The sequence below is a fragment of the Xanthobacter sp. DMC47 genome (genome assembly GCF_056313845.1).
In genome coordinates this window covers 473969-493680 of the sequence record NZ_JBQUZM010000001.1, presented here as the reverse complement: position 1 = coordinate 493680, position 19712 = coordinate 473969, and the positions used below count along the sequence as shown (strand labels likewise).

The 19712-nt window shown below is 68.5% G+C and carries 17 protein-coding genes and 1 tRNA gene; 10 read left to right on the top strand and 8 right to left on the bottom strand.

All coding sequences use genetic code 11. From position 1 onward, the window contains the following. Nucleotides 1-31 precede the first annotated feature (31 nt). From ACT54R_RS02380 to ACT54R_RS02370, 3 genes are all read left to right on the top strand, one after another. Complete coding sequence (locus tag ACT54R_RS02380) at nt 32-538, top strand: ferritin-like domain-containing protein (protein ID WP_168460697.1); 507 nt, start codon at nt 32-34, stop codon at nt 536-538. Nucleotides 539-1006: 468 nt separating this feature from the next. Then, nucleotides 1007-2149 carry an acyltransferase family protein gene (locus ACT54R_RS02375; protein WP_476323114.1) on the top strand — a complete coding sequence of 381 codons (1143 nt, stop codon included), beginning with the start codon at nt 1007-1009 and terminating at the stop codon, nt 2147-2149. Between the two features lie 165 nt (nt 2150-2314). Further along, nucleotides 2315-2494, top strand: coding sequence for a hypothetical protein (locus ACT54R_RS02370; protein WP_476323111.1), 180 nt, complete (start codon nt 2315-2317; stop codon nt 2492-2494). Nucleotides 2495-2643: 149 nt separating this feature from the next. Here ACT54R_RS02370 and ACT54R_RS02365 read toward each other — a convergent pair. Then, a tRNA-Val gene (locus ACT54R_RS02365) sits at nt 2644-2718 on the bottom strand. A gap of 123 nt (nt 2719-2841) precedes the next feature. Next, on the bottom strand, nt 2842-3543 hold the full coding sequence (gph, locus tag ACT54R_RS02360) for a phosphoglycolate phosphatase (RefSeq protein WP_476323108.1): 702 nt from the start codon (nt 3541-3543) through the stop codon (nt 2842-2844). Between the two features lie 245 nt (nt 3544-3788). Here gph and ACT54R_RS02355 point away from each other — a divergent pair, with 245 nt between their 5' ends. From ACT54R_RS02355 to ACT54R_RS02345, 3 genes are all read left to right on the top strand, one after another. Continuing rightward, complete coding sequence (locus ACT54R_RS02355; protein WP_168460682.1) at nt 3789-4256, top strand: hypothetical protein; 468 nt, start codon at nt 3789-3791, stop codon at nt 4254-4256. A 152-nt stretch (nt 4257-4408) separates the two neighbouring features. Continuing rightward, entirely contained in the window at nt 4409-5116 is a 708-nt protein-coding gene (gene rpiA, locus ACT54R_RS02350; RefSeq protein ID WP_476323104.1) for a ribose-5-phosphate isomerase RpiA, read from the top strand. Nucleotides 5117-5140: 24 nt separating this feature from the next. Next, nucleotides 5141-5701 carry a DUF2059 domain-containing protein gene (locus ACT54R_RS02345; protein ID WP_168460669.1) on the top strand — a complete coding sequence of 187 codons (561 nt, stop codon included), beginning with the start codon at nt 5141-5143 and terminating at the stop codon, nt 5699-5701. Nucleotides 5702-5940: 239 nt separating this feature from the next. On the opposite strand, the gene ACT54R_RS02340 is transcribed toward ACT54R_RS02345, so the two are convergent. Then, complete coding sequence (locus tag ACT54R_RS02340; protein WP_476323100.1) at nt 5941-8043, bottom strand: glycosyltransferase family 2 protein; 2103 nt, start codon at nt 8041-8043, stop codon at nt 5941-5943. Between the two features lie 138 nt (nt 8044-8181). Here ACT54R_RS02340 and gor point away from each other — a divergent pair, with 138 nt between their 5' ends. Together gor and ACT54R_RS02330 are read left to right on the top strand one after the other, a co-directional pair. Beyond that, complete coding sequence (gene gor / locus ACT54R_RS02335) at nt 8182-9543, top strand: glutathione-disulfide reductase (protein WP_476323097.1); 1362 nt, start codon at nt 8182-8184, stop codon at nt 9541-9543. A gap of 173 nt (nt 9544-9716) precedes the next feature. After that, on the top strand, nt 9717-10169 hold the full coding sequence (locus ACT54R_RS02330) for a DUF6790 family protein (protein ID WP_476323094.1): 453 nt from the start codon (nt 9717-9719) through the stop codon (nt 10167-10169). Nucleotides 10170-10290: 121 nt separating this feature from the next. Here ACT54R_RS02330 and ACT54R_RS02325 read toward each other — a convergent pair whose 3' ends face one another. From ACT54R_RS02325 to ACT54R_RS02310, 4 genes are all read right to left on the bottom strand, one after another. After that, on the bottom strand, nt 10291-11514 hold the full coding sequence (locus ACT54R_RS02325) for an ABC transporter substrate-binding protein (RefSeq protein ID WP_476323091.1): 1224 nt from the start codon (nt 11512-11514) through the stop codon (nt 10291-10293). Between the two features lie 181 nt (nt 11515-11695). Then, nucleotides 11696-12196 (bottom strand): GNAT family N-acetyltransferase, encoded by a 501-nt coding sequence (locus ACT54R_RS02320; RefSeq protein WP_476323088.1) that lies wholly within the window; start codon nt 12194-12196, stop codon nt 11696-11698. 406 nt (nt 12197-12602) lie between these two features. Then, nucleotides 12603-13790 carry an FAD-dependent monooxygenase gene (locus ACT54R_RS02315; RefSeq protein WP_168460641.1) on the bottom strand — a complete coding sequence of 396 codons (1188 nt, stop codon included), beginning with the start codon at nt 13788-13790 and terminating at the stop codon, nt 12603-12605. Nucleotides 13791-13918: 128 nt separating this feature from the next. Further along, the gene (locus ACT54R_RS02310; RefSeq protein WP_476326346.1) at nt 13919-14179 is read right to left on the bottom strand and encodes a zinc-finger domain-containing protein; all 261 of its coding nucleotides are present in this window, start codon (nt 14177-14179) and stop codon (nt 13919-13921) included. A gap of 428 nt (nt 14180-14607) precedes the next feature. On the opposite strand from ACT54R_RS02310, the gene ACT54R_RS02305 reads away from it, so the two are divergent. Further along, nucleotides 14608-16407, top strand: coding sequence for an ABC transporter ATP-binding protein (locus tag ACT54R_RS02305; RefSeq protein WP_476323084.1), 1800 nt, complete (start codon nt 14608-14610; stop codon nt 16405-16407). A 162-nt stretch (nt 16408-16569) separates the two neighbouring features. On the opposite strand, the gene ACT54R_RS02300 is transcribed toward ACT54R_RS02305, so the two are convergent. Beyond that, nucleotides 16570-18006 carry a class II 3-deoxy-7-phosphoheptulonate synthase gene (locus ACT54R_RS02300; RefSeq protein ID WP_476323081.1) on the bottom strand — a complete coding sequence of 479 codons (1437 nt, stop codon included), beginning with the start codon at nt 18004-18006 and terminating at the stop codon, nt 16570-16572. A gap of 324 nt (nt 18007-18330) precedes the next feature. Between ACT54R_RS02300 and ACT54R_RS02295 the strand changes: the two genes are divergently transcribed. Then, nucleotides 18331-19632 (top strand): multidrug effflux MFS transporter, encoded by a 1302-nt coding sequence (locus ACT54R_RS02295; RefSeq protein ID WP_476323078.1) that lies wholly within the window; start codon nt 18331-18333, stop codon nt 19630-19632. The last annotated feature ends 80 nt before the right edge of the window (nt 19633-19712 follow it).

Sequence of the window (19712 nt, the reverse complement as noted above, 5' to 3'; positions counted from 1 at the left end):
CTTCTCCATTCCAATTTCCGGGAGGTGCCAGATGGGCTTTTTCTCCAAGGACATCCAATCCATGGACGACCTTTTCGTCCACACGCTGCGCGACATCTATTATGCCGAGAAGCGCATCCTGAAAGCGCTGCCGACCATGATCGAGAAGGCGCAGAATTCCACCCTCCGCCAGGCCTTCCAGACCCATCTCGGCGAGACCGAGGGGCATGTGAAGCGGGTGGAGGAAGTGTTCCGCATGCACGGCGTCGAGGCCAGCACGGTGAAATGCCCGGCCATCGACGGCATCATCGAGGAGGCTGAGGACGTCGCCTCCGAGGTCGCCGATCCCGAGGTTCTGGATGCGGCGCTCGCTGCCGCCGCGCAGGCGGTGGAGCATTACGAGATCACCCGCTACGGCACCCTCATCGCCTGGGCCAAGCAGCTCGGCCGCAGCGACTGTGCCTCCGTGCTCCAGCGCAACCTGGACGAGGAGAAGGCCGCCGACGCCAAGCTCACCGGCCTCGCCGAGGCGAAGCTCAACATGCGCGCCGCCGAATAGGGCCGGTCCGCCCCATGAACAAAACCCCGCCGGGCCACCGGCGGGGTTTTTTATGGGCCAGATCAGGCGGATGCGATTGCCCACGGCCAAGCCTGGTGCAGGATGCCGGTGCCCCGGCGGGAAGGTCGGGCGATCCACTGGGCGCACGATGAAAATCCTGCAGGCGTGCACGCGCCCGGCAGCCAGGTTACGCAGGACAAATTCTACATCTGCTCCGCCAACACGAGCGGCTTCCGCCCCGGCTACAGTCTCAAGCCCCAAATGGGCCAACGCCGGCTATGGCGGCATGCAAGTGGCGGCTAAGGATACGCGTGCGGCTCTCTCTGACGTAGCGGGCGCTGTGAGGACTGCGCGGCGCCAGTTGGCGTGATATTTGCTTGGTTGCTTTGGGCGCAGTTGCGTTATAGAGCGCGGCGGCAGGCTGGCATTGCAGCTTCTCCGACGTTCCTGCTGTGGAATGGGGTTACGATGATCAACGGACGATACGAGGCGCTCGATGGTCTCCGTGGAATCGCAGCACTAATTGTCGTATTCCATCACCTTCAGATAAACAGCATTTTCCGCCATCTTGATTTCGTTCTGTATGGCGAACTGTTCGTCGATGTTTTTTTTGTGATGTCGGGCTTTGTGATCGCGGCGAGCTACCTGGATAGAATCGGAAATTTCGATCAAGTGAAGCGTTTTTTGACGCTTAGATTCTTTCGAATTTATCCGCTGCATATTTTTGCTCTCTCATTTTTTGTCATTCAAGAAGTTGTCCGGTATGTGTTCTGGAAATCCGGAGGTGTGATTAATTCTTCTGCGCCTTTCACCGGGACGCGGAGTTTGGATTTGCTCGGGGCGACAACGTTCCTCATCCAGTCCTGGGGGCCATTCGGCAGGAATTCCTGGAACGGGCCGAGCTGGAGCATCAGCTCCGAAGCGCTTGCCTATATTGTGTTCGCCTTGGCCGTAATGTGGCGGCCTTTCCATTCAAGGCTGGCCAATCCGGTTCTGATTGTCGGGGCAGTGATCGCCTACATTTACGCTTCGGTCGCACGTGACGGGCTCGCGGAGGCCACTTACGGCATCCCGGCGGTTGCCCGCGGATTGGCGGGCTTTTTCCTTGGCGTCGTCTGTTTCAGGATCGTCAGGGCGCCCAAGGTTGCGGATTGGATCCGGTCGACGCCTACTTATCGATTCAGCCTTATGCAGCTCGTTGCGGTGGCGACATTTGTCGTGCTGCTTCGTTTCTTGGACGGCCCCGACATCGTCGTCACTGTGGTTCCGCTCGTATTCCTGGTGATGGCATTGCATGTCGATCGCGGAATAGTCTGCATGGTCTTGAACACACGGCCGATGCAATATTTGGGAAAAATATCCTATTCTATTTATCTCATGCACGCGTCCGTAATTTTTATAGCCGATGGAATATTCAGGCGCCTGATTGCGTCGTGGGATAATATGCCGCTGCTTTCCGGTACTGCGGTGTCCATTGGAATCGTATGCAGCGTTGTTTTCCTCGCTGAGTTTACTTACCGTTTTATCGAGCAGCCGGGTCGAGAGTACGGCAGGCGGCTCTTTCGGCGTCCGCAGGGCGACGTCGTGAGCCCGCGGGTCCCGGCCGAGTAGCCTCGCGTCTACCCAAAAGGATCGATCAGCCGCGTCTGGCGTCGCGGCGCGTCGCCTGCTGGACGGTTTCGGTCTTTACAGAACCGCGAACAGCACGATGCCTGTGTCCGGTGGCTTGTTCTCTATCGTTCTCATGAAATCCACAGGCGCAGATCAGCGCCAGAGATGACCCTGTCGAGCGAGGCCCAGCCCGCCGGACGAACCCCTTTTGGCGTCAGCGATGCGATGATCGAGGCGGCCTTGGCGGCCTGTGACGGCGATCCATGCGCTCGACAACGCCGGCGTTCTTCGTCGGTCGCCGATGGCGAGAAGGTGGATGCAGAAGAGCGGGCCCGGTCAATCTGAAGCGCAATGAGCGCAGATGGGCCGAATGCGGAACGCGCTCCCGGATTTCCCCGAATTTGTGCGCCATGTGCCGCAAGTGTTCGCCAGCCTGTGCCGGATCTTGCAGGGAGCGCGATGTGCGGAATGTGTTGCGGGGACTTCAGTCGGAATGGTGGGCGATGCAGGGATTGAACCTGCGACCCCTCCCGTGTGAAGGGAGTGCTCTCCCGCTGAGCTAATCGCCCGCGCCATTGCGAGGAGGGCCGTTTAGAGCCGCAGGGCCTCCCCTGTCAAGGGCGGACGCGACCAGGGCCGCGTCTGCCTGTGGATCATTTCGGCGGCGAGGCCGCCCCGGCCAGAGGCCCGACCTAGGCGGAAGCGTTGGCCAGCAAGGCGTCGACGGCTTCTTCCAGCTGGTCGAAATGGTGGATCAGAAGGTCGGCGCCGAGGTCGCCGGGCGGCGTCTCGGTATAGCCGAAGGAGACGGCCACCACCGGCACGCCGGTGGCGCGGGCGGTGAGCACGTCGGTGATGCTGTCGCCCACCATGATGGAGCGGGCCACGTCCGCCCCCGCCGCCGAAATGGTGGAGAGGAGGGGCAGCGGATCGGGCTTGGAGCGGGGATAGGTGTCGGCGCCGGTGATGACGGCGAAGCGCGGCGTCAGCTCCAGCGCATCGAGCAGCAGGCGGGCGAGGTGCTCCAGCTTGTTGGTGCAGACCGCCAGCGCCACGCCCTTCGCCTCCAGCCGGTCCAGCGCCTCCAGAAGGCCGGGGAAGGGGCGGGAGCCCACGGCGATGTTCTCGGCATAATGGGCGATGAAGCGCTGCGTCATGGCGGCGATCTCGTCGTCCGGCAGGTCGATGCCCTCGCTCTTCAGCGCCCGTACGATGAGGAGACGCGCCCCGCCGCCGATCATGTTGCGCGCCTCGGCGCGGTCCACGGGCGGGATCTTGTGGGCGGAGAGCACGAGGTCGAGGGCGTCGAGCAGATCGGGCGCGGTGTCCACCAGCGTCCCGTCAAGATCGAACGCGACGAGCGGGCGGGAGGCGGGCTGTGCGAATTGGGTCATCGGGCGCAGTCCTTCAGCGTGGCGGTATCGGAGCAGACGATCTCCGCCGGGGTCCGTCGGTTGCCCTTTCCGTTGCGCTGGCGCCGGCAGCGGGGAAAGGGACGGCGAGGAGGATATCCTCGCCTTCTGCCTTAAATCCTGCCGCTTTTTCGCGCCAGCGTCGCGGGGATTCGAGGGCTGCGGCCCTGGCGCGCACTTCGCGGTCGCGTCCGAGCTCGCAGCAGATCGGCACTCAGGAGGCATGAATGCGGACCACTCCCCTTCGCACGCTGCGCGCGGCGCGCCGCAACCCGGCGGTGCTGCTCGCGGTGGCCGTCGCAGCCGCGGGTCTCGGCGGGATCGGAGCCGTCGCCGCCCAGCCTGCGGCCGCGCCGGGGGCGAGCGGACCCGGATTCGAGTTCGCCGCGCCGCCCTCCGCCCAGGCCAACCGCGTCTATGGCATCAACCGCCAGACCGGCGAGATGAACGTCTGCCAGTTCGAGCGGCCCAACGCGGCCGGCGTGGGCGTCACCTTCTGCTTCGCCCAGGGCGAGGGCGCGGGGCCGCAGAAGGCCGGCAATTACGCGCTGATGCCCACCCATTACGAAGGGGAAACCGGCATCTTCCGCGTCAATCGCGACACCGGCGAGATGAGCATCTGCTACGTGCGCGAGACCGCGCGCGCCGCGGGCGGCACGGATTCAAGCCTCGTCTGCACCCCGGCGGCGCGCTGAGGCGTCGCGCCGGCTTGTCGGCGGCGCCGATCGGGGCTAGAGCCGGAACATGGCGGTGCGAGCCGTTCCGCCAGAAAAGAAGCGCCGCTGCGGCAGGGCCCATCCGGGCCGGCGCGCGGCGACGTTTCAAGGACATCGAGGCAGGAAACAAAATGGTCCACGCCGAAGACCTGAAGCGCCGCGCCGCCGCCCATGCCCTCACCTATGTCACCGACGGCATGCGCCTCGGCCTCGGCACCGGCTCCACGGCCCGGCATTTCGTCGAGCTTCTGGCCGAGAAGGTCCATGGCGGCCTCAACGTGCTGGGCGTGCCCACCTCCGAGCAGACTTTAGCCCAGGCGGTGTCCCTCGGCGTGCCGATCGCCACGCTGGACGAGGCCGGCCCGCTCGACCTGTGCATCGACGGCGCTGACGAGATCGGCCCCGGCCTCGCCCTCATCAAGGGCGGCGGCGGTGCGCTGCTGCGCGAGAAGATCGTCGCCAGCGCCGCGCGCGAAATGATCGTCATCGCCGATGCCACCAAGAAGGTGGACGTGCTCGGCCGCTTCCCGCTGCCCATCGAGGTGGTGGACTTCGGCGTTAACGCCATCACCCGCCAGGTGGCGGAGGCGATCCGCAGCGCCGGCTGCGCCGGCGAGATCACCGTGCGCCGCGATGGCGACGGTCATCCTTTCGTCACCGATCAGGGGCACCTGATCCTCGACGCCCATCTCGGCCGCATCCCCGACCCCGCCGCGCTGGCCGCAGCGGTGGCGCAGGTGGCCGGTGTCGTCGAGCACGGCCTGTTCATCGGCCTCGCCCGGCGCGCCGTGCTCGCGGGCAAGGACGGCATCACCGAGCTGGAGCCCGGCAGCTTCTAGCTTTTCCCCTTTCCGGAGACTTCCATGCGTCACCCCCTTTCCGGCCGCCTTGTCCGGCAGCTGTTCCTCGCTGCAGCCCTGTCGGTTCCGGCCGCCGCGCTCCTCGCGCCGGTGGCCGAGGCCCAGACCCGTCCGGTTCCCCCCGCCGCCGCCCCGGCCGCAAAGCCCTCGCCGGCGCTGCTCCAGCTCGCCCGCGATCTGGTGGCCGCCAATGGCGAGGCCCGCGCCTTCGACGGCGTGATCCCCAACATCGTGGACGGCGCGGCGCTGTCCTTCCTCCAGACCAACCCCGACCTCGCCAAGCAGCTCCGCGAAGTGGCGGTGCTGGTGCGGCCGGAGTTCGAGAAGCGTCAGGCCGAGGTCCTCGACATCCTCGCCAATTCCTACGCCACCCGCTTCACCGAGGCGGAGCTGAAGGAGGCCATCGCCTTCTTCCGCAGCCCCACCGGCATCAAGCTGGTGCAGGACCGTCCGGTGATCGTGCAGGAAGCGGTGCAGGGCATCCAGGCCTGGGGCGCGCAGATCAACGCCCAGGCCGTGGAGCGCGTGCGCGCCGAGATGAAGAAGCGCGGCGTCGATCTCTGATCGCTCGGCGGGTTTGCAGATACGAGAAAGGCCGGTCCCCCTGGGGCCGGCCTTTTTCTTTTCCCGCACAGTCCTGTTTCTGCGCTGTCATGCCCCGGCTCGTCCGGGGCATCCACACTGCCGCTGGAGCGATGTGCGATAACGCAAAGCCGGCCCGGCCACCCCGTGGATCCCCCGGACAAGCCGGGGGATGACGGCCCGCTCTGCGGACACTCGCTCCCGGCCTTTCGCCGCCGTCCCTACACCCCGCTCGTGCGCGGCGCGCGCGGGTCTTCCGGGGCCTCGGCCTGGGCGGCGAACAGGCTCTTGCGGTCGAGGTTCGGGCTGTAGTGCGGGTCCACCAGCGTGGAGGTGTGCCAGATGGCCTCCATGCGCGCCCGCTGCGCCTTCAGCCGCGCCCGGTGCTCGCGCGAGCGCTTCTTGCCGCGCGAGGCGGATTCGTAATGGAGGAGGGTGGCGAAGGGCGTCCACGCCACCTCAAAGCCCGCCCGCCGCGCGCGCAGGCACAAGTCGATGTCGTTGCAATCCTCGGCGAAGCGCACGGCGTCCAGCGGCCCGATGGCGTCCCACACGTCGCGGCGGATGAGCAGGCAGGCAGCAGTGACGGCGGACAGGTTCTGCCGCACCAGAAGGCGGTCCTCGTAGCCCGGCGCGTCGGCGGCGCTGTGGGCGAACCAGTGGTCGGCGTAGCGGAACAGCCCGGCGATGACACCCGCATGCTGCACCGTGCGATCCGGAAACAGCAGCTTCGCCCCCACGACGCCCGCGCCGGGCAGCGAGGCGAGGGCCACCATCTCGTCCAGCCAGCCCGCCTCGATCACCTCCACGTCGTTGTTGAGGAGAAGGATCATCTCGCCCCGCGCCGCATCGACGCCGAGATTGCAGATGCGGGGGAAGTTGAAGTCGCCGTCGTCCCGCACCACGCGCGTCGCCGGCCACAGGGCCTTGATCTCGTCGAACAGAGCGAAGGTCGCCGGCTCCACCGAGCCGTTGTCCACGACGATGATCTCGAACGCCCGGTACGCCGTGCGCGCGATGAGCGAGCGCAGCGCCACGGCGAGCAGCGCCGCACGGTCGCGGGTGGGCACGACGATGGAGACGAGCGGGGCTGGCGTGGGCGTGGGATAGAGCGGGCGCAGGTGGCGGCCGATGGTTTCGACCTCGACACCGCGCAGCCGCGCGAGGGCATCGGCGGCCGGCGCGATCTCCTCCGGCGCGAAGCCGGGCGGATGGCCTTTCAGCCCCACCGCCACGCGCGGCACATGGCGAATGCCGCTTTCGGGCAGGGTCGAAGCATGGCGCAGCAGCAGGTCGAACACGGCGGCTGGCCCTGCGGCTGCATCAAGGCCGAGGCGCAGCGCGTCGGCGCGGGGCAGGGCGGCAAAGCGCCGGAGATAGCCGGACGCCTCCATCAGGTGCCGGTTGAAGGCGGGATGGTAGACGCCATGGAGCGGCGCGCCGTCGTCGTCCAGCCGCTCCTCGTCGGCATAGGCGAGGGCGCAATCGGGGTGCCGCGCAAAGGCATCGCGAATGAGCGCAACGGCATCGCGGGTGGGCTGCGCTGCGGCGTCGAGGAACAGCACCAGCCCGCCCTCGGCAGCGGTGAGCGCGGCGGCGAGGCGATGGGCGGGGCCGCCCTCTGCCGTCACCACGCGCGCGCCGGTGGCGGCCTTGGCGAGGGCGGGCGGCGCGTCCGGCGGCAGGGCCACCACCCACTCGAAGGTCCGGTCGGTCTGTGCTGCGAGCGCGGCGGCGCAGGCGGCAAGATCGCCCGCGCCGGCTCCGCCGCCATCGGTGAGTAGGCTCAGCCGGGGCGCGGCACCGGGCGCGGGCACCTCGGCGAAATCGCCGACGAAGCGGGCGCGGAAGGCGCGATAGCGCGCCGCCTCGGCCCGGCGGCGGGCCGGCGAAGCGGAGACGAGGGCATGGAGCGCCCCGCGCAGGGTGCGGGCAGCGGCCCCGGCCGCCTTCCAGCGGCGCGGCAGGCCGAGATTTTCAAAGCGGCCGTTGGCGAAGGCGTGCAGCTTCAAAGCCACCTTGTGGACCGGATAATAGCCGAGCCGGAACCCGGGCGGCGCCCCCGCGACCTCGATCCGCGTGGCCCCGGCCGGCACCAGCGCCACCGTCGGCACGCCGGGCAGCAGGGTCTCGCCCGCCATCGCACCTGTGTCGGTGGCGAAGGTGAAGGGCAGGGGCCCGTCCGCCCCCTCGCCCGCCAGCACGATGGCGAGGGCCCCGCGCCGGGCGCGCAGCCGCAGCACGGCGGGCAAGGCGAAGCCCGCGCGGCCCGCCGCAACGGGGGCGCGCTTCAGCCAGAGCGGAGGAATCTCGGTTTCGTGCATGGCGTCCGTATTCAATGCCGCGTTGAAGCACCTATGTGCAGAGGCGGCAAGCGGCCACCCCACGCCGACTTTGCTTGACGCCCCGGCGCGGCTCCTTCAAGCCACGGCCACGCATCGGGATCTGGCGGGAGCCATTACATGACACAGCGCGAGGTGGACCTGTTCGTGATCGGCGGCGGCTCGGGGGGCGTGCGCGCCGGCCGCATCGCCGCCCAGCATGGCGCGAAGGTGATGATGGCGGAGGAATACCGCATGGGCGGCACCTGCGTCATCCGTGGCTGTGTGCCCAAGAAGCTGTTCGTCTATGCCGGCCGCTATGCCCACGACATCGACGACATGGCCGGCTTCGGCTGGCGGGTGAGCGCGCCCGAATTCGACTGGCTGACCCTCGTCGCCAACAAGGACAAGGAAATCGCCCGGCTCGAAGCCATCTACAAGCGCAATGCCGAGGCCGCCGGGGTGGAGATCGTCGCCTCCCGCGCGGTGGTGGCGGGGCCGAATCTGGTGCGCATCCTCGCCACCGGGGAGGAGGTGGCGGCGCGCCACATCCTGCTCGCCACCGGCGCCCATCCCGCGCTGGGGCCGCAGATTCCCGGCTGCGATCTCGCCATCACCTCCAACGAGGCGTTCAACCTCAGGAGCTTCCCCGACCGCATCCTGATCCAGGGCGCGGGCTACATCGCGGTGGAGTTCGCCGGCCTGTTCCGGTCGCTGGGTGCCGAGGTGACGCTGGTCTATCGCGGCGACAAGGTGCTGCGGGGCTTCGACATGGAGGTGCGCGAGCATCTGGAGATGGAGATGACCCGCGCCGGCATCAAGCTGGTCAGCGGCAAGACGCTCGCCTCCATCGAGGCCGTCTCCGGCGGCAAGCGCGTGGTGCTCTCCGACGGCGCGGAGCTGGAGGTGGACGAGGTGATGCTCGCCATCGGCCGCATTCCCAGCACCCGCAATCTGGGCCTTGAGGCGGTGGGCGTCGCCCTCGACCCGCTGGGCGCGGTGATCGTGGACGCGCAGGGCCGGACCAACGTGCCCTCCATCTATGCGGTGGGCGACATCACCAACCGCATCAACCTGACCCCCGTCGCCATCCGCGAGGGCCACGCCTTCGCCGATACGGTGTTCGGCAACAAGCCGTGGACGGTGGACCATTCGCTGGTGGCGACCGCCGTCTTCTCCGAGCCGGAGATCGGCACGGTGGGCTGCACGGAAGAGGCGGCGCGGGCCGCCGGCCGGCCGGTGGACATCTACAAGACCAGCTTCCGCCCGCTGAAGGCGACCCTCTCGGGCCGCGAGACGCGCGATTTCATGAAGCTGGTGGTGGACGCGGAAACCGACCAGGTGCTCGGCGTCCACATCATGGGCGATGCGGCGTCCGAGATGATCCAGCTCGCCGCCGTGGCGCTGGGGCTGAAGGCGACCAAGGCCGATTTCGACCGCACCATCGCCGTGCATCCCACCGCCGCCGAAGAGCTGGTGACGCTGCGCACGAAGGCGTCGTGAGGGGCGCACCCGCCATGAGGCGGGGTGTCCGGGCTTCACGCATGGCGGGCGGCCTGTGTCCTGTCGCTGCGGGGCTCGATTGAAGGAGGACGGCGGGCTTCGGCGCGCCGATCCTCGTCCTAAGATGTTGTCGGGAGCGCCACGGACGCCGTAGCCCAGAGGGACACCACCCCATGTATCTCGCCGCCATCCTCGTGCTGATGCTGATCGCCCCGCTCGCCAGCGTGCTGATCGAGGCGCTGGTGGCGGGCGGGCCGGTGGCGGCGCTGGTGCTGAAGTGGTTCGTGGTCTGGGGCGTCGGCGCGCGGCTCGGCCTTGCCGGGCTGAAGCAGGTGACGCAGCCGGCCTTTACCGCGCAGACCATTTTCGAGATCGCCGATCCCAAGGCGCAGGTGATCGTGCAGGAGCTGGGCTTCGCCAACCTCGCCTTCGGCCTCCTCGGCCTCCTCTCCCTCGTCTTCCCGGCCTTCCTCGTGCCGGCGGCGGTGGGCGGCGGGCTGTTTTATTTCCTCGCCGGGGTGAAGCACGCGCTGCGGCCGGAGAAGAACCGCACCGAGACCATCGCCATGGTCTCCGACCTCGCCATGGCCGCGGTGCTCGCGGGGGCGGTGGGGCTGGCGCGGTGAGGTGGCTCCCCTTGCAACAGTTCGGCCGAAAACCGGCCTGACCTGTTGATGTCCCTGGCCAGAAACAAAAAAAGCCGGCGCCGCCCTCGCGAGGCGGCGCCGGCCCTTTAAGCGCTGCGGCTTACTTCACCAGCGGGCAGCCACCGTCCTTGAGGGGGCGGAAGGCCTCGTTGGCGGGGATGGTGGAGACGACCTCGAACAGGTCCCACTCGCCCTTGCTGTCGGCGGGCTTCTTCACCTTCAGGAGGTACATGGGGTGGATGGCGCGGCCGTCGATGCGGATCTCGCCCTTGCCGAACAGCGGATCATTGATCGGCGTGGCGCGCATCTGCTCCATCACCTTGGGCGCGTCCTTGGTCTTGGCGTCCTTGATGGCGTTCAGATAGTGCATGGCGCTGGAATAGACGCCGGCCTGGGCGCTGGTGGGCATCTTGCCGTTGAACTTGGCCCCGAAGCGCTTGGAGAAGGCGCGGGTGTCGTCGTTCAGGTCCCAGTAGAAGGCGTCGGTGAGCACGAGGCCCTGCGCCGCCTGCAGGCCGAGGGCCTTCACGTCGGACGAGAAGATGAGCAGGCCGGCGAGCTGCTGGCCGCCCTGGGTGATGCCGAACTCGGACGCCTGCTTCACCGCGGTGATGAGGTCGTTGCCGGCATTGGCGAGGCCGATGACCTTGGCGCCGGAGGACTGCGCCTGCAGCAGGAAGGAGGAGAAGTCGGTGTTGGAGAGCGGGTGCTTCACGCTGCCCGCCACCTTGCCGCCGGCCGCCTTCACCGCCGCCGAGGCGTCGCGCTCCAGCGCCGCGCCGAAGGCGTAGTCGGCGGTGATGAAGAACCACGGCGAGCCGCCCTGTTTGGTGAGGGCCGATCCGGTGCCGTTGGCCAGCGCCCAGGTGTCGTAGGTCCAGTGGACCGTGTTGGGCGAGCACTTGGCGCCGGTGAGGTCGGAGGTGCCGCCGCCCGAGACGAGGAAGATCTTGTTCTTCTCCTTGGTGATGTCGCTCACCGCCAGCGCCACCGAGGAGGTGGTGACGTCCATGACGGCGTCCACATTCTCCTGGTCGTACCACTTGCGGGCGATGGAGGCGCCCACGTCCGGCTTGTTCTGGTGGTCGGCGCCCACGACCTCGACCTTGAAGCCCTTGTTCTTGGCCATGAAGTCGTCGGCCGCCATCTGCGCCGCGACCACCGAGCCGGGCCCGGAGATGTCGGCGTAGACGCCGGACATGTCGTTGAGCACGCCGAGCTTCACCGAGGTGTCTTCGGCCCGGGCCGCGCCCGCCAGAAGCGCGCCGATCGCCGCCGCCGCCAACAGGGCGCGCGAGTGCCGCATGATCCCAGACGTCATCATCCTTCCTCCCTCTTCCATCGCGGATGCGGTGCGCGGGAACGCCTTTGGCGGCACCGTGGCGGCGCCGTCCTCCCCGGTTCGTCAGCGCATTGCTGAACCGTTTCGCATCTCGATACCACGCTAACGGAGCGCGAGCCGCCCCGCCAGTTGTGCCTTAGACCAAGGGCGTAACCGATGCGTGTCAGCGGCTGCCGCTGACCATGCCGGAGACGCCGGCAAAGGCGCCGTCGCTGAGTTCGGCGACGAGAAGGCGGCCGGGGTCCACCGGGCCGGGCAGCGTCACCTGCCCGAAGGGCACGCGGCGGAAGCCGAAGCGGGCGTAATAGGGTTCGTCCCCCACCAGCACGACGAGCCGGTGGCCCTGCTGCCGCGCCACGTCGAGGGCGTGCTCCATCAGCCGCGCGCCGATGCCCACCGACTGGAACGGCGGCTCCACCGTGAGCGGGCCGAGGAGCAGCGCGGGCGTGGTGCCGATGCTGATCCGCGTCAGCCGCACCGATCCCACCAGCATGGTGCCGACCCGCGCGGTGAAGGAAAGGGCGCGCTCGTGCCCCGTCTGCTCCCGGATGCGGAAGGCGGTGCGGGCGAACCGGCCGGGGCCGAAGGTGCGCTCATGCAGCCGGTCGATGGCCGCGTCGTCGGCCGCCGTCTCGACGGCGATGGTCAGGGGAAGCTCGGTCATGGGGGAAACTCGCAGGGCAGGGCAGATGGCCCGCAAGTTCGGCGGGCCGGCTTCAGGCAGGCGTGACGGCGCGCGCACGGAGGCGCACGGTGTCCTGTCGTCGTCGCTGAAGCCGAAGGCCCATAAGTCCCTCACGAGAAAGGCGGGCGGATAGCATGGCCCGCGCGGAAGGTCCAGCGGGGGGCTGAGAGCCAGTGCCGCCGCAGGGTCTCCCCTCTCCCCCTACGGGAGAGGGGTTGGGGGTGAGGGGGAGGTCCCTCAATTTGTCCCGGCGCTGGTTTGGCGGCCCGATACCCCTCACCCCAGCCCTCTCCCGCAAGGGGAGAGGGGGCGCGGGCGGTTCGAGGCGATGACACCCGAGATCAACGGAGGCGTGGACGGCGCGGAACAACCCAGCCGTCTGCCCTCACACCTTATAAATCCACCCATACCGATCCAGCAGCGCGGCGCCTTGCCGGCGCAGCACCAGGTCGCGGGCGAGGCGGGGGGCGCCGGAGAGGTGGTAGACCATGCCGTTGCGCCGCGCCTCGGACTGGATGCGCGCGGTGCGGCCGAGGCGCTCGGCCTCGTAGGCCTTGAGGGCGGTGGCGGCGTCGGTTTCTTTCTGGAGGGCGCGGGCAAGGGCCGCCGCATCCTCGATGCCCTGCGCCGCGCCCTGGGCGAGGAAGGGCAGCATGGCGTGGGCGGCATCGCCCAGCAGCGTCACGCGCCCGGTGCTCCAGCGGGGCAGGGGATCGATGTCGTAGAGGCCCCAGCACAGGAAATGCGGCGCCGCCTTCAAAAGCTCGCGCACCTCCGGCGCCCAGTCGGCGAAGGCGGCGTGGACGGCAGCACCATCACCCGGCGCGCTCCAGCGGGCAACCGGCTCGGTATGCTTGACGATGGCGACGAGGTTCAGCGTCGCCCCGCCCTTGACCGGATAGACCACGAGATGGGCATCGCGCCCCATGTAGAGCCGCACGTCCGGCGGATGGCGGGCCGGAACGGGGATGGTGGCGCGATAGGCAAGGCGCTGGGCGAACACCGGTGGCCTGGCGACGCCGAGATGCGCCCGCACCGCCGATCGCACGCCATCGGCACCGACGAGGATGTCCGCCCCGTGGGCAATGAGGTTCTCGCCCTGCTTCACCACCGCCCGCACGCCGCCGAAGGCCGGCTCCACGGCGGTGAGTTCGGAATTGAGCGCGATCAACACGCCCTCCGCCTCCGCCGCCTCGGCGAGGAGATTCTGCAGGTCGGCGCGGTGGACCACGAGGAAAGGCGCGCCATAGCGCGAGGCGGCCGGGCCGTAATGGGCGCGGGTAATGGTGGCGCCGCTGGCGCCGCTGCGCACATCGAGGGAGCGCGGCGTGACCGCCACCTGTTCGAGGCGCGGCAGCAGGCCGAAGTCGCGGAGGATGCGGGTGGCGTTGGGGGTCAGCTGGAGCCCCGCGCCCACCTCGCGCAGCTTGCGCGCCTGTTCCACCACCTGGACGGTGAGGCCGGCGCGGCGCAGGGCGATGGCGCAGGCGAGCCCGCCGATGCCCGCTCCGACCACCACGGCGCTGCGCGCGGCGGTGCGGGGTTTCGCCCGGAAAGGGATGGGATCGGCCATGGCAGGACCCGGCTCCGTGAAGGAGCCGGCCGGATAGTCTTTCATTGCGGCGGCGATCAGGCCGCCTCGGTCAGGCCCGAAGAGCGGGGCGTAGGGCCAGAGGGATTTTATGCTGCGATTAGACCGACTCAGGCGGCGGTTTTGGCCACTGGCTCGTCGTGCCACACCGCCGCTTCCGGCTTCGCCTCGCCGGCGCCGAGGGCCGGGGTGTAGCGGTAGAGCGTGGAGCAGTAGGGGCAGACGTGCTCGTCGTCGTCGCCGAGGTCGATGAAGATGTGCGGATGGTCGAAGGGCGGCTTCGCACCGATGCACATGAATTCCTTGCTGCCCACCTCGATGACGGTGACGCCGAGGTCGTTGCAGAAGTGGGGAATGCCGGTGTCCGCCATGGTTCCGCCCATGCTTGTCCAAAAAAGCGCCGCGACCTTAGCGTCTGATGGCCGCCTGCGAAAGGGTCTGGTCCGCGGCAGATCGGCCGGCCATACTGCAGGCGCCGCCCCGTTCCGGGGCCGTGCGGAATTCACATCCGGAAGGGAGGGGTACCGTTCATGAGCACGACCATGTTCTCCACCCCTGCCGTACCGCGCGGCATCCTGCGCCGCGCCCATTTCACGGATGTGGTTCCCCGCCAGCCAGGCTCTCGCCGCTAGCTCCCGGCACAACCAAGGGCCCGCGGTCCGCCGCCTGACTGCGCTGTTGCGCGGGCGGGGGCCTGCCGACGCCCGTGCCTTCCCACTTCGCGGCCGATTGCGCCGCGCGTCCCCGTTCGAATCAGGGACCGGCCCTGGCGCCCCTTGCGGCGCGGCCGGATCGTGTCATGTCGTTGTTCCAGACCCACAAGCGCGGGCTGTCGTTCCGCGCCATCTTCGGCTTCCTCTTTGCCCACTGGGCGAAGCGGAAGGGCATCATCGCGGCCACCATGGCGGCGATCCTCGTCTCCACGCTGGCGGAAGTGCTGGTGCCGCTGTTCGCCGGCCGGCTCATCGACGCCTTGTCCCTGGCCGACCGGGAGATGGCCTGGCACATCGCCACCATGGCCTTCCTCGCCATGGTCGGGCTCGGCGTCATCATGGTCAGTGCCCGCCACGTCGCCTACACGGTCATCGTGCGGCTAACGCTGCGCATGATGGCGGACCTGGCGGCGGATGCCTTCGCGCGGGTGCAGCGCTTCTCCTCGGACTGGCATGCCTCCACCTTCGCCGGCTCCACCGTGCGCAAGATCTCGCGCGGCATGTGGTCCCTCGACGTGCTGCACGACACCTTGCTGGTGGCGCTCTTCCCCTCCTTGGTGGCGCTCGCCGGCACGGCGCTGCTGCTCGGCCTGAACTGGCCGGTGCTGGGCGCGGTGGTGGCGGTGGGGGCGGTGGCCTTCATCGGGCTCACGCTCGCCCTGTCGGTCAACTTCGTCGCCCCGGCGGCGCGGCTCTCCAATGCCTGGGATACCCGCGTGGGCGGCGTGCTGGCGGATGCCGTGGGCTGCAACGCCGTGGTGAAGGGCACCGGCGCGGAGGCCCGCGAGGAGGAGCGGCTGACGCGGGTGCTCGGCAAGTGGAACGCCCGCACCTACCGCACCTGGATGGCGGCGACCTGGGCCGGCACGGCACAGCTTCTGGCGCTGGTGGCGCTTCAGGCCTCCATCATCGGCACGGCACTGGTGCTGTGGCATCAGGGGCAGGCGAGCGCGGGCGATGTGGCCTATGTGCTCACCTCCTACCTCGTGATCCACTCCTACCTGCGTGACATCGGCATGCACGTCCACAATCTCCAGCGCTCCCTGAACGAGCTGGAGGAACTGGTGGAGATCCACCACCAGAAGGTCGGCGTTTCCGATGCCCCGCAGGCGGTGCCGGCCAAGGTGGAGGAGGGCACGATCGCGTTCGAGAACGTGACCTTCCACTATGGCGGCCACGCCAAGCCCCTCTACGAGAACCTCTCCGTGACCATTCCGGCGGGGGAGCGGGTGGGCCTCGTGGGGCACTCGGGCTCGGGCAAGACCACGTTCGTGAAGCTCATCCAGCGCATGCACGACGTGACCGCCGGCCGGGTGACCGTGGACGGGCAGGATGTGCGCGATGTCACGCAGGGCTCCCTGCGGCGCGCCATCGCCGTGGTGCAGCAGGAACCGGTGCTGTTCCACCGGTCGCTGATGGAGAACATCGCCTACGCCCGGCCGGACGCCTCGTTCGAGGAGATCCGGCGGGCGGCGGAGCTGGCCAATGCGGCCGACTTCATCGGACGCCTGCCGCGCGGCTACGGCACGCTGGTGGGCGAGCGGGGCGTGAAGCTCTCCGGCGGCGAGCGCCAGCGCATCGCCATTGCCCGGGCCTTCCTCGCGGATGCGCCCATCCTGATCCTGGACGAGGCCACCTCCAGCCTCGATTCGGAATCAGAAGCGGCGATCCAGGACGCCATGGAGCGGCTGATGGTGGGGCGCACCACCCTCGTCATCGCTCACCGGCTCTCCACCGTGCGTTCTCTCGACCGCCTGATGGTGTTCGACAAGGGCCGCATCGTGGAGGAGGGCGACCACGACGCGCTGGTCCGCCGCGAGGGCGGCCTCTACCGCCGCCTGTTCGAGCGGCAGGCCATGGAGCTGGCCAAGGGGCTGGCGGCGTGATGAGGGGGTGACGAACACGCCTTCCCGCCCTTAGGCGGAGAGGCCGTCTCTGGGCCCAAAACGAAGAACGGCGGGCCGAGGCCCGCCGTTCAGTCTCTTTCCTGGAAGAACCCTCGGATCACTCCGCGGCTTCGACTTTGTCGCGTCTGTGGACGCGGCGGATTACTCCGCCGCCTCCACTTGCGGCCGGCCGCGGGCGAGGCGCTCGCGCTTGAGCAGCTCGGCCACCAGGAAGGCGGTCTCGATGGCCTGCTCGGCGTTGAGGCGCGGATCGCAGAAGGTGTGGTAGCGGTCGCGCAGGTCCTCGTCCGAGATGGCGCGGGCGCCGCCGGTGCATTCGGTGACGTTCTTGCCCGTCATCTCCAGATGCACGCCGCCGGCGAAGGTGCCCTCGGCCGCATGGATGTCGAAGAAGGAGCGGATCTCCGACTGCACCCGCTCGAACGGGCGGGTCTTGTAGCCGGAGGCGGCCTTGATGGTGTTGCCGTGCATGGGATCGCACGACCACGCCACGGTGCGGCCTTCCTTCTCCACCGCGCGGATGAGGCCCGGCAGGTAGTCGCCCACCTTGTCGGCACCGAAGCGGCAGATCAGCGTGATCCGGCCCGCCTCGTTGTCCGGCTGGAGGATGTCCAGCAGGCGGATGAGGCCTTCCGGCGAGATCGACGGCCCGCACTTGATGCCGATCGGGTTGCGGATGCCGCGGAAGTACTCGACATGCGCATGGTCCGGCTGGCGGGTACGGTCGCCGATCCACAGGAGGTGGCCGGAAGTCGCGTACCAGTCGCCCGAGGTGGAATCGACACGGGTCAGGGCCTGTTCGTAACCCAGCAGGAGCGCCTCGTGGCTCGTGAAGAAATCCGTCGAGCTCATCTCGGGATGGCTTTTGGGATCGATCCCGCAGGCGCGCATGAAGTCCAGCGCCTCCGTGATCCGGTTCGCCAGTTCCTGATACCGCGAGGACTGGGGCGAATCCTTCACGAACCCCAGCATCCAAGCGTGGGCGTTGGCGAGGTTGGCATAGCCGCCATTGGCGAAGGCGCGCAGAAGATTGAGCGTCGCCGCCGACTGGCGGTAGGCCTCGAGCTGCCGGCGCGGGTCCGGGATGCGGGCGGCTTCCGTGAAGGCGATGTCGTTGATGATGTCGCCGCGGTAGCTGGGCAGAGTCACGCCGTTCTCGGTCTCGGTGTCCGAGGACCGGGGCTTGGCGAACTGCCCGGCGATGCGGCCGACCTTCACCACCGGCGAGCCGCCGGCAAACGTCAGCACCACCGCCATCTGCAGGAAGACGCGGAAGAAATCGCGGATGTTGTCGGCCGAATGCTCGTCGAAGCTCTCGGCGCAGTCGCCGCCCTGCAGGAGGAAGGCCTCGCCGCGGGCGACCTTGGCGATCTCGGCCTTCAGGCGGCGCGCCTCACCTGCAAAAACAAGCGGAGGGTAGGAGGCGAGCTTGTGCTCCACCTCTTCCAGCTGCGTCTTGTCGGGATAATTGGGCATCTGGAGGCCGGGATAAAATCGCCAGCTATCCGGACGCCAGCCTTCGGCGCGGCGGGAAGCCTCGGCGCCAGGGACGGGAGCGGACTGCGGGCGGGTCACCATTTGACTCTCCATTTGCATAAGGCCGGCCGGTTGTCCGGTCCGGTCCGTCCCGCTGGTGCGCCTCCGGCGTTCCTCTTGTGTTCGCGGGATCGGAAGGCGGGCTTATACACGAAGCCCGTGCGCACCGAAAGGATGCGGCGCAACAGGGGAAACGCGACCTTCGGGTGTCCGCCGGGCGCGCCGCCGGGCTTCTCTTGGCCCCGCCCATCGCCTATGAGGAGTGCGCGCCAGCGCGCGCCCGCCGTTCTGCCGGCTCCTCTCCTGCCGGCGCCCGTCCTGAAATGTCCGTGTCTGTTGCGGGACACGCCAACGCCCGAGCCTGTCATGTCACAGCCCCATCGCGCGCCGGCGCCGGCCTCCGCTTCTGCCACGCCGCGCGGTGCCGCGCCCGGGAAGCCCGGCGCCCACGGTCCGGCCTTCCAGGGGCCCGGTTTCGTGGAGTTCGTGGCGCTCATCGCCCTGCTCATGGGCATGACCGCCTTTTCCATCGACAATCTGCTACCCGCCTTCGGCGCCATCCGGGCCGATTTCGCGCTGGACAATCCCAATCACGTGCAGGTGATGGTCTATGCCTATCTCATCGGCATCGGCGGCGCCCAGTTCTTCTACGGCCCCATCTCCGACGTGCTGGGGCGCCGCCCCATTCTGTTCGCCGGCCTCGCGATCTATGCGGCGGGCAGCCTCCTTGCCTTGTTCACCCGCGATTTCGACGTGCTCATCGTCGCCCGGCTGATCCAGGGCACGGGCGCGGCGGCGGGGCGGGTGCTGGCCATCGCCATCGTGCGCGACCGCTTCGAGGGGCGCGACATGGCGCGGATCATGTCGCTGAGCATGATGGTGTTCCTCACCGTCCCCATCATCGCGCCGGCGCTGGGCAGCCTCATCCTCCTTTTCGGCTCGTGGCACCTCATCTTCGTCGCCATGCTGCTGCTGGCGCTCGCGCTGTTCGTCTGGTTCGGCGTCCGGATGCCGGAGACGCTGCATCCCGAATACCGCATCCCCTTCTCGCTGCGCTCCATCGGCAAGGCCGCGAAGCTCACGCTCACCACGCGCCGCTCGGTGGGCTATGCGGTGGCCATCGGGCTGATGATGGGCTCGCTGATGGCCTATGTGGGTTCGGCCTCGCAGGTGTTCCAGACCGACGTCTACCGGCTCGGCAACCTCTTCCCCATCGCCTTTGCGGCGGTGGCGGGCATCATGGCGGTGGCTTCCTTCCTCAATGCCAGCCTGGTCCACCGGCTCGGCATGCGGCGGCTGTCCCATGCCGGCATCCTCGGCTTCATCGCCGCCGGGGCGCTGATGGTGGCTTCCAGCCTGATCTGGGACGGCAAGCCGCCGCTGATCCTGTTCTGCGCCCTGGTGGCGGCGGGGCAGTTCCTGTTCGCACTCACGGTGCCGAACTTCAATTCCATGGCCATGGAGCCGCTCGGCGCGGTGGCGGGCACCGCCTCGTCTTTCATCGGAGGCTTCACGACGCTCATGGCGGCCGTGCTGGGCTTCGTCGTCGGCAGCCATTTCGATGGCACCGTGATGCCGCTGAGCCTCGGTTACATGGTGCTCGGGGCCGTCGCGCTGGTGTTCGTGCTGTGGGCGGAGAAGGGCAAGCTGTTCGGCCACCAGCCGTAGGCGCATCCCCCTTCGGCATGGCTGCCCTGCGCCGGCTCGGCGAAGTGTGTCGGGGAACTGTCCGCAAGGCGTGATAGAAC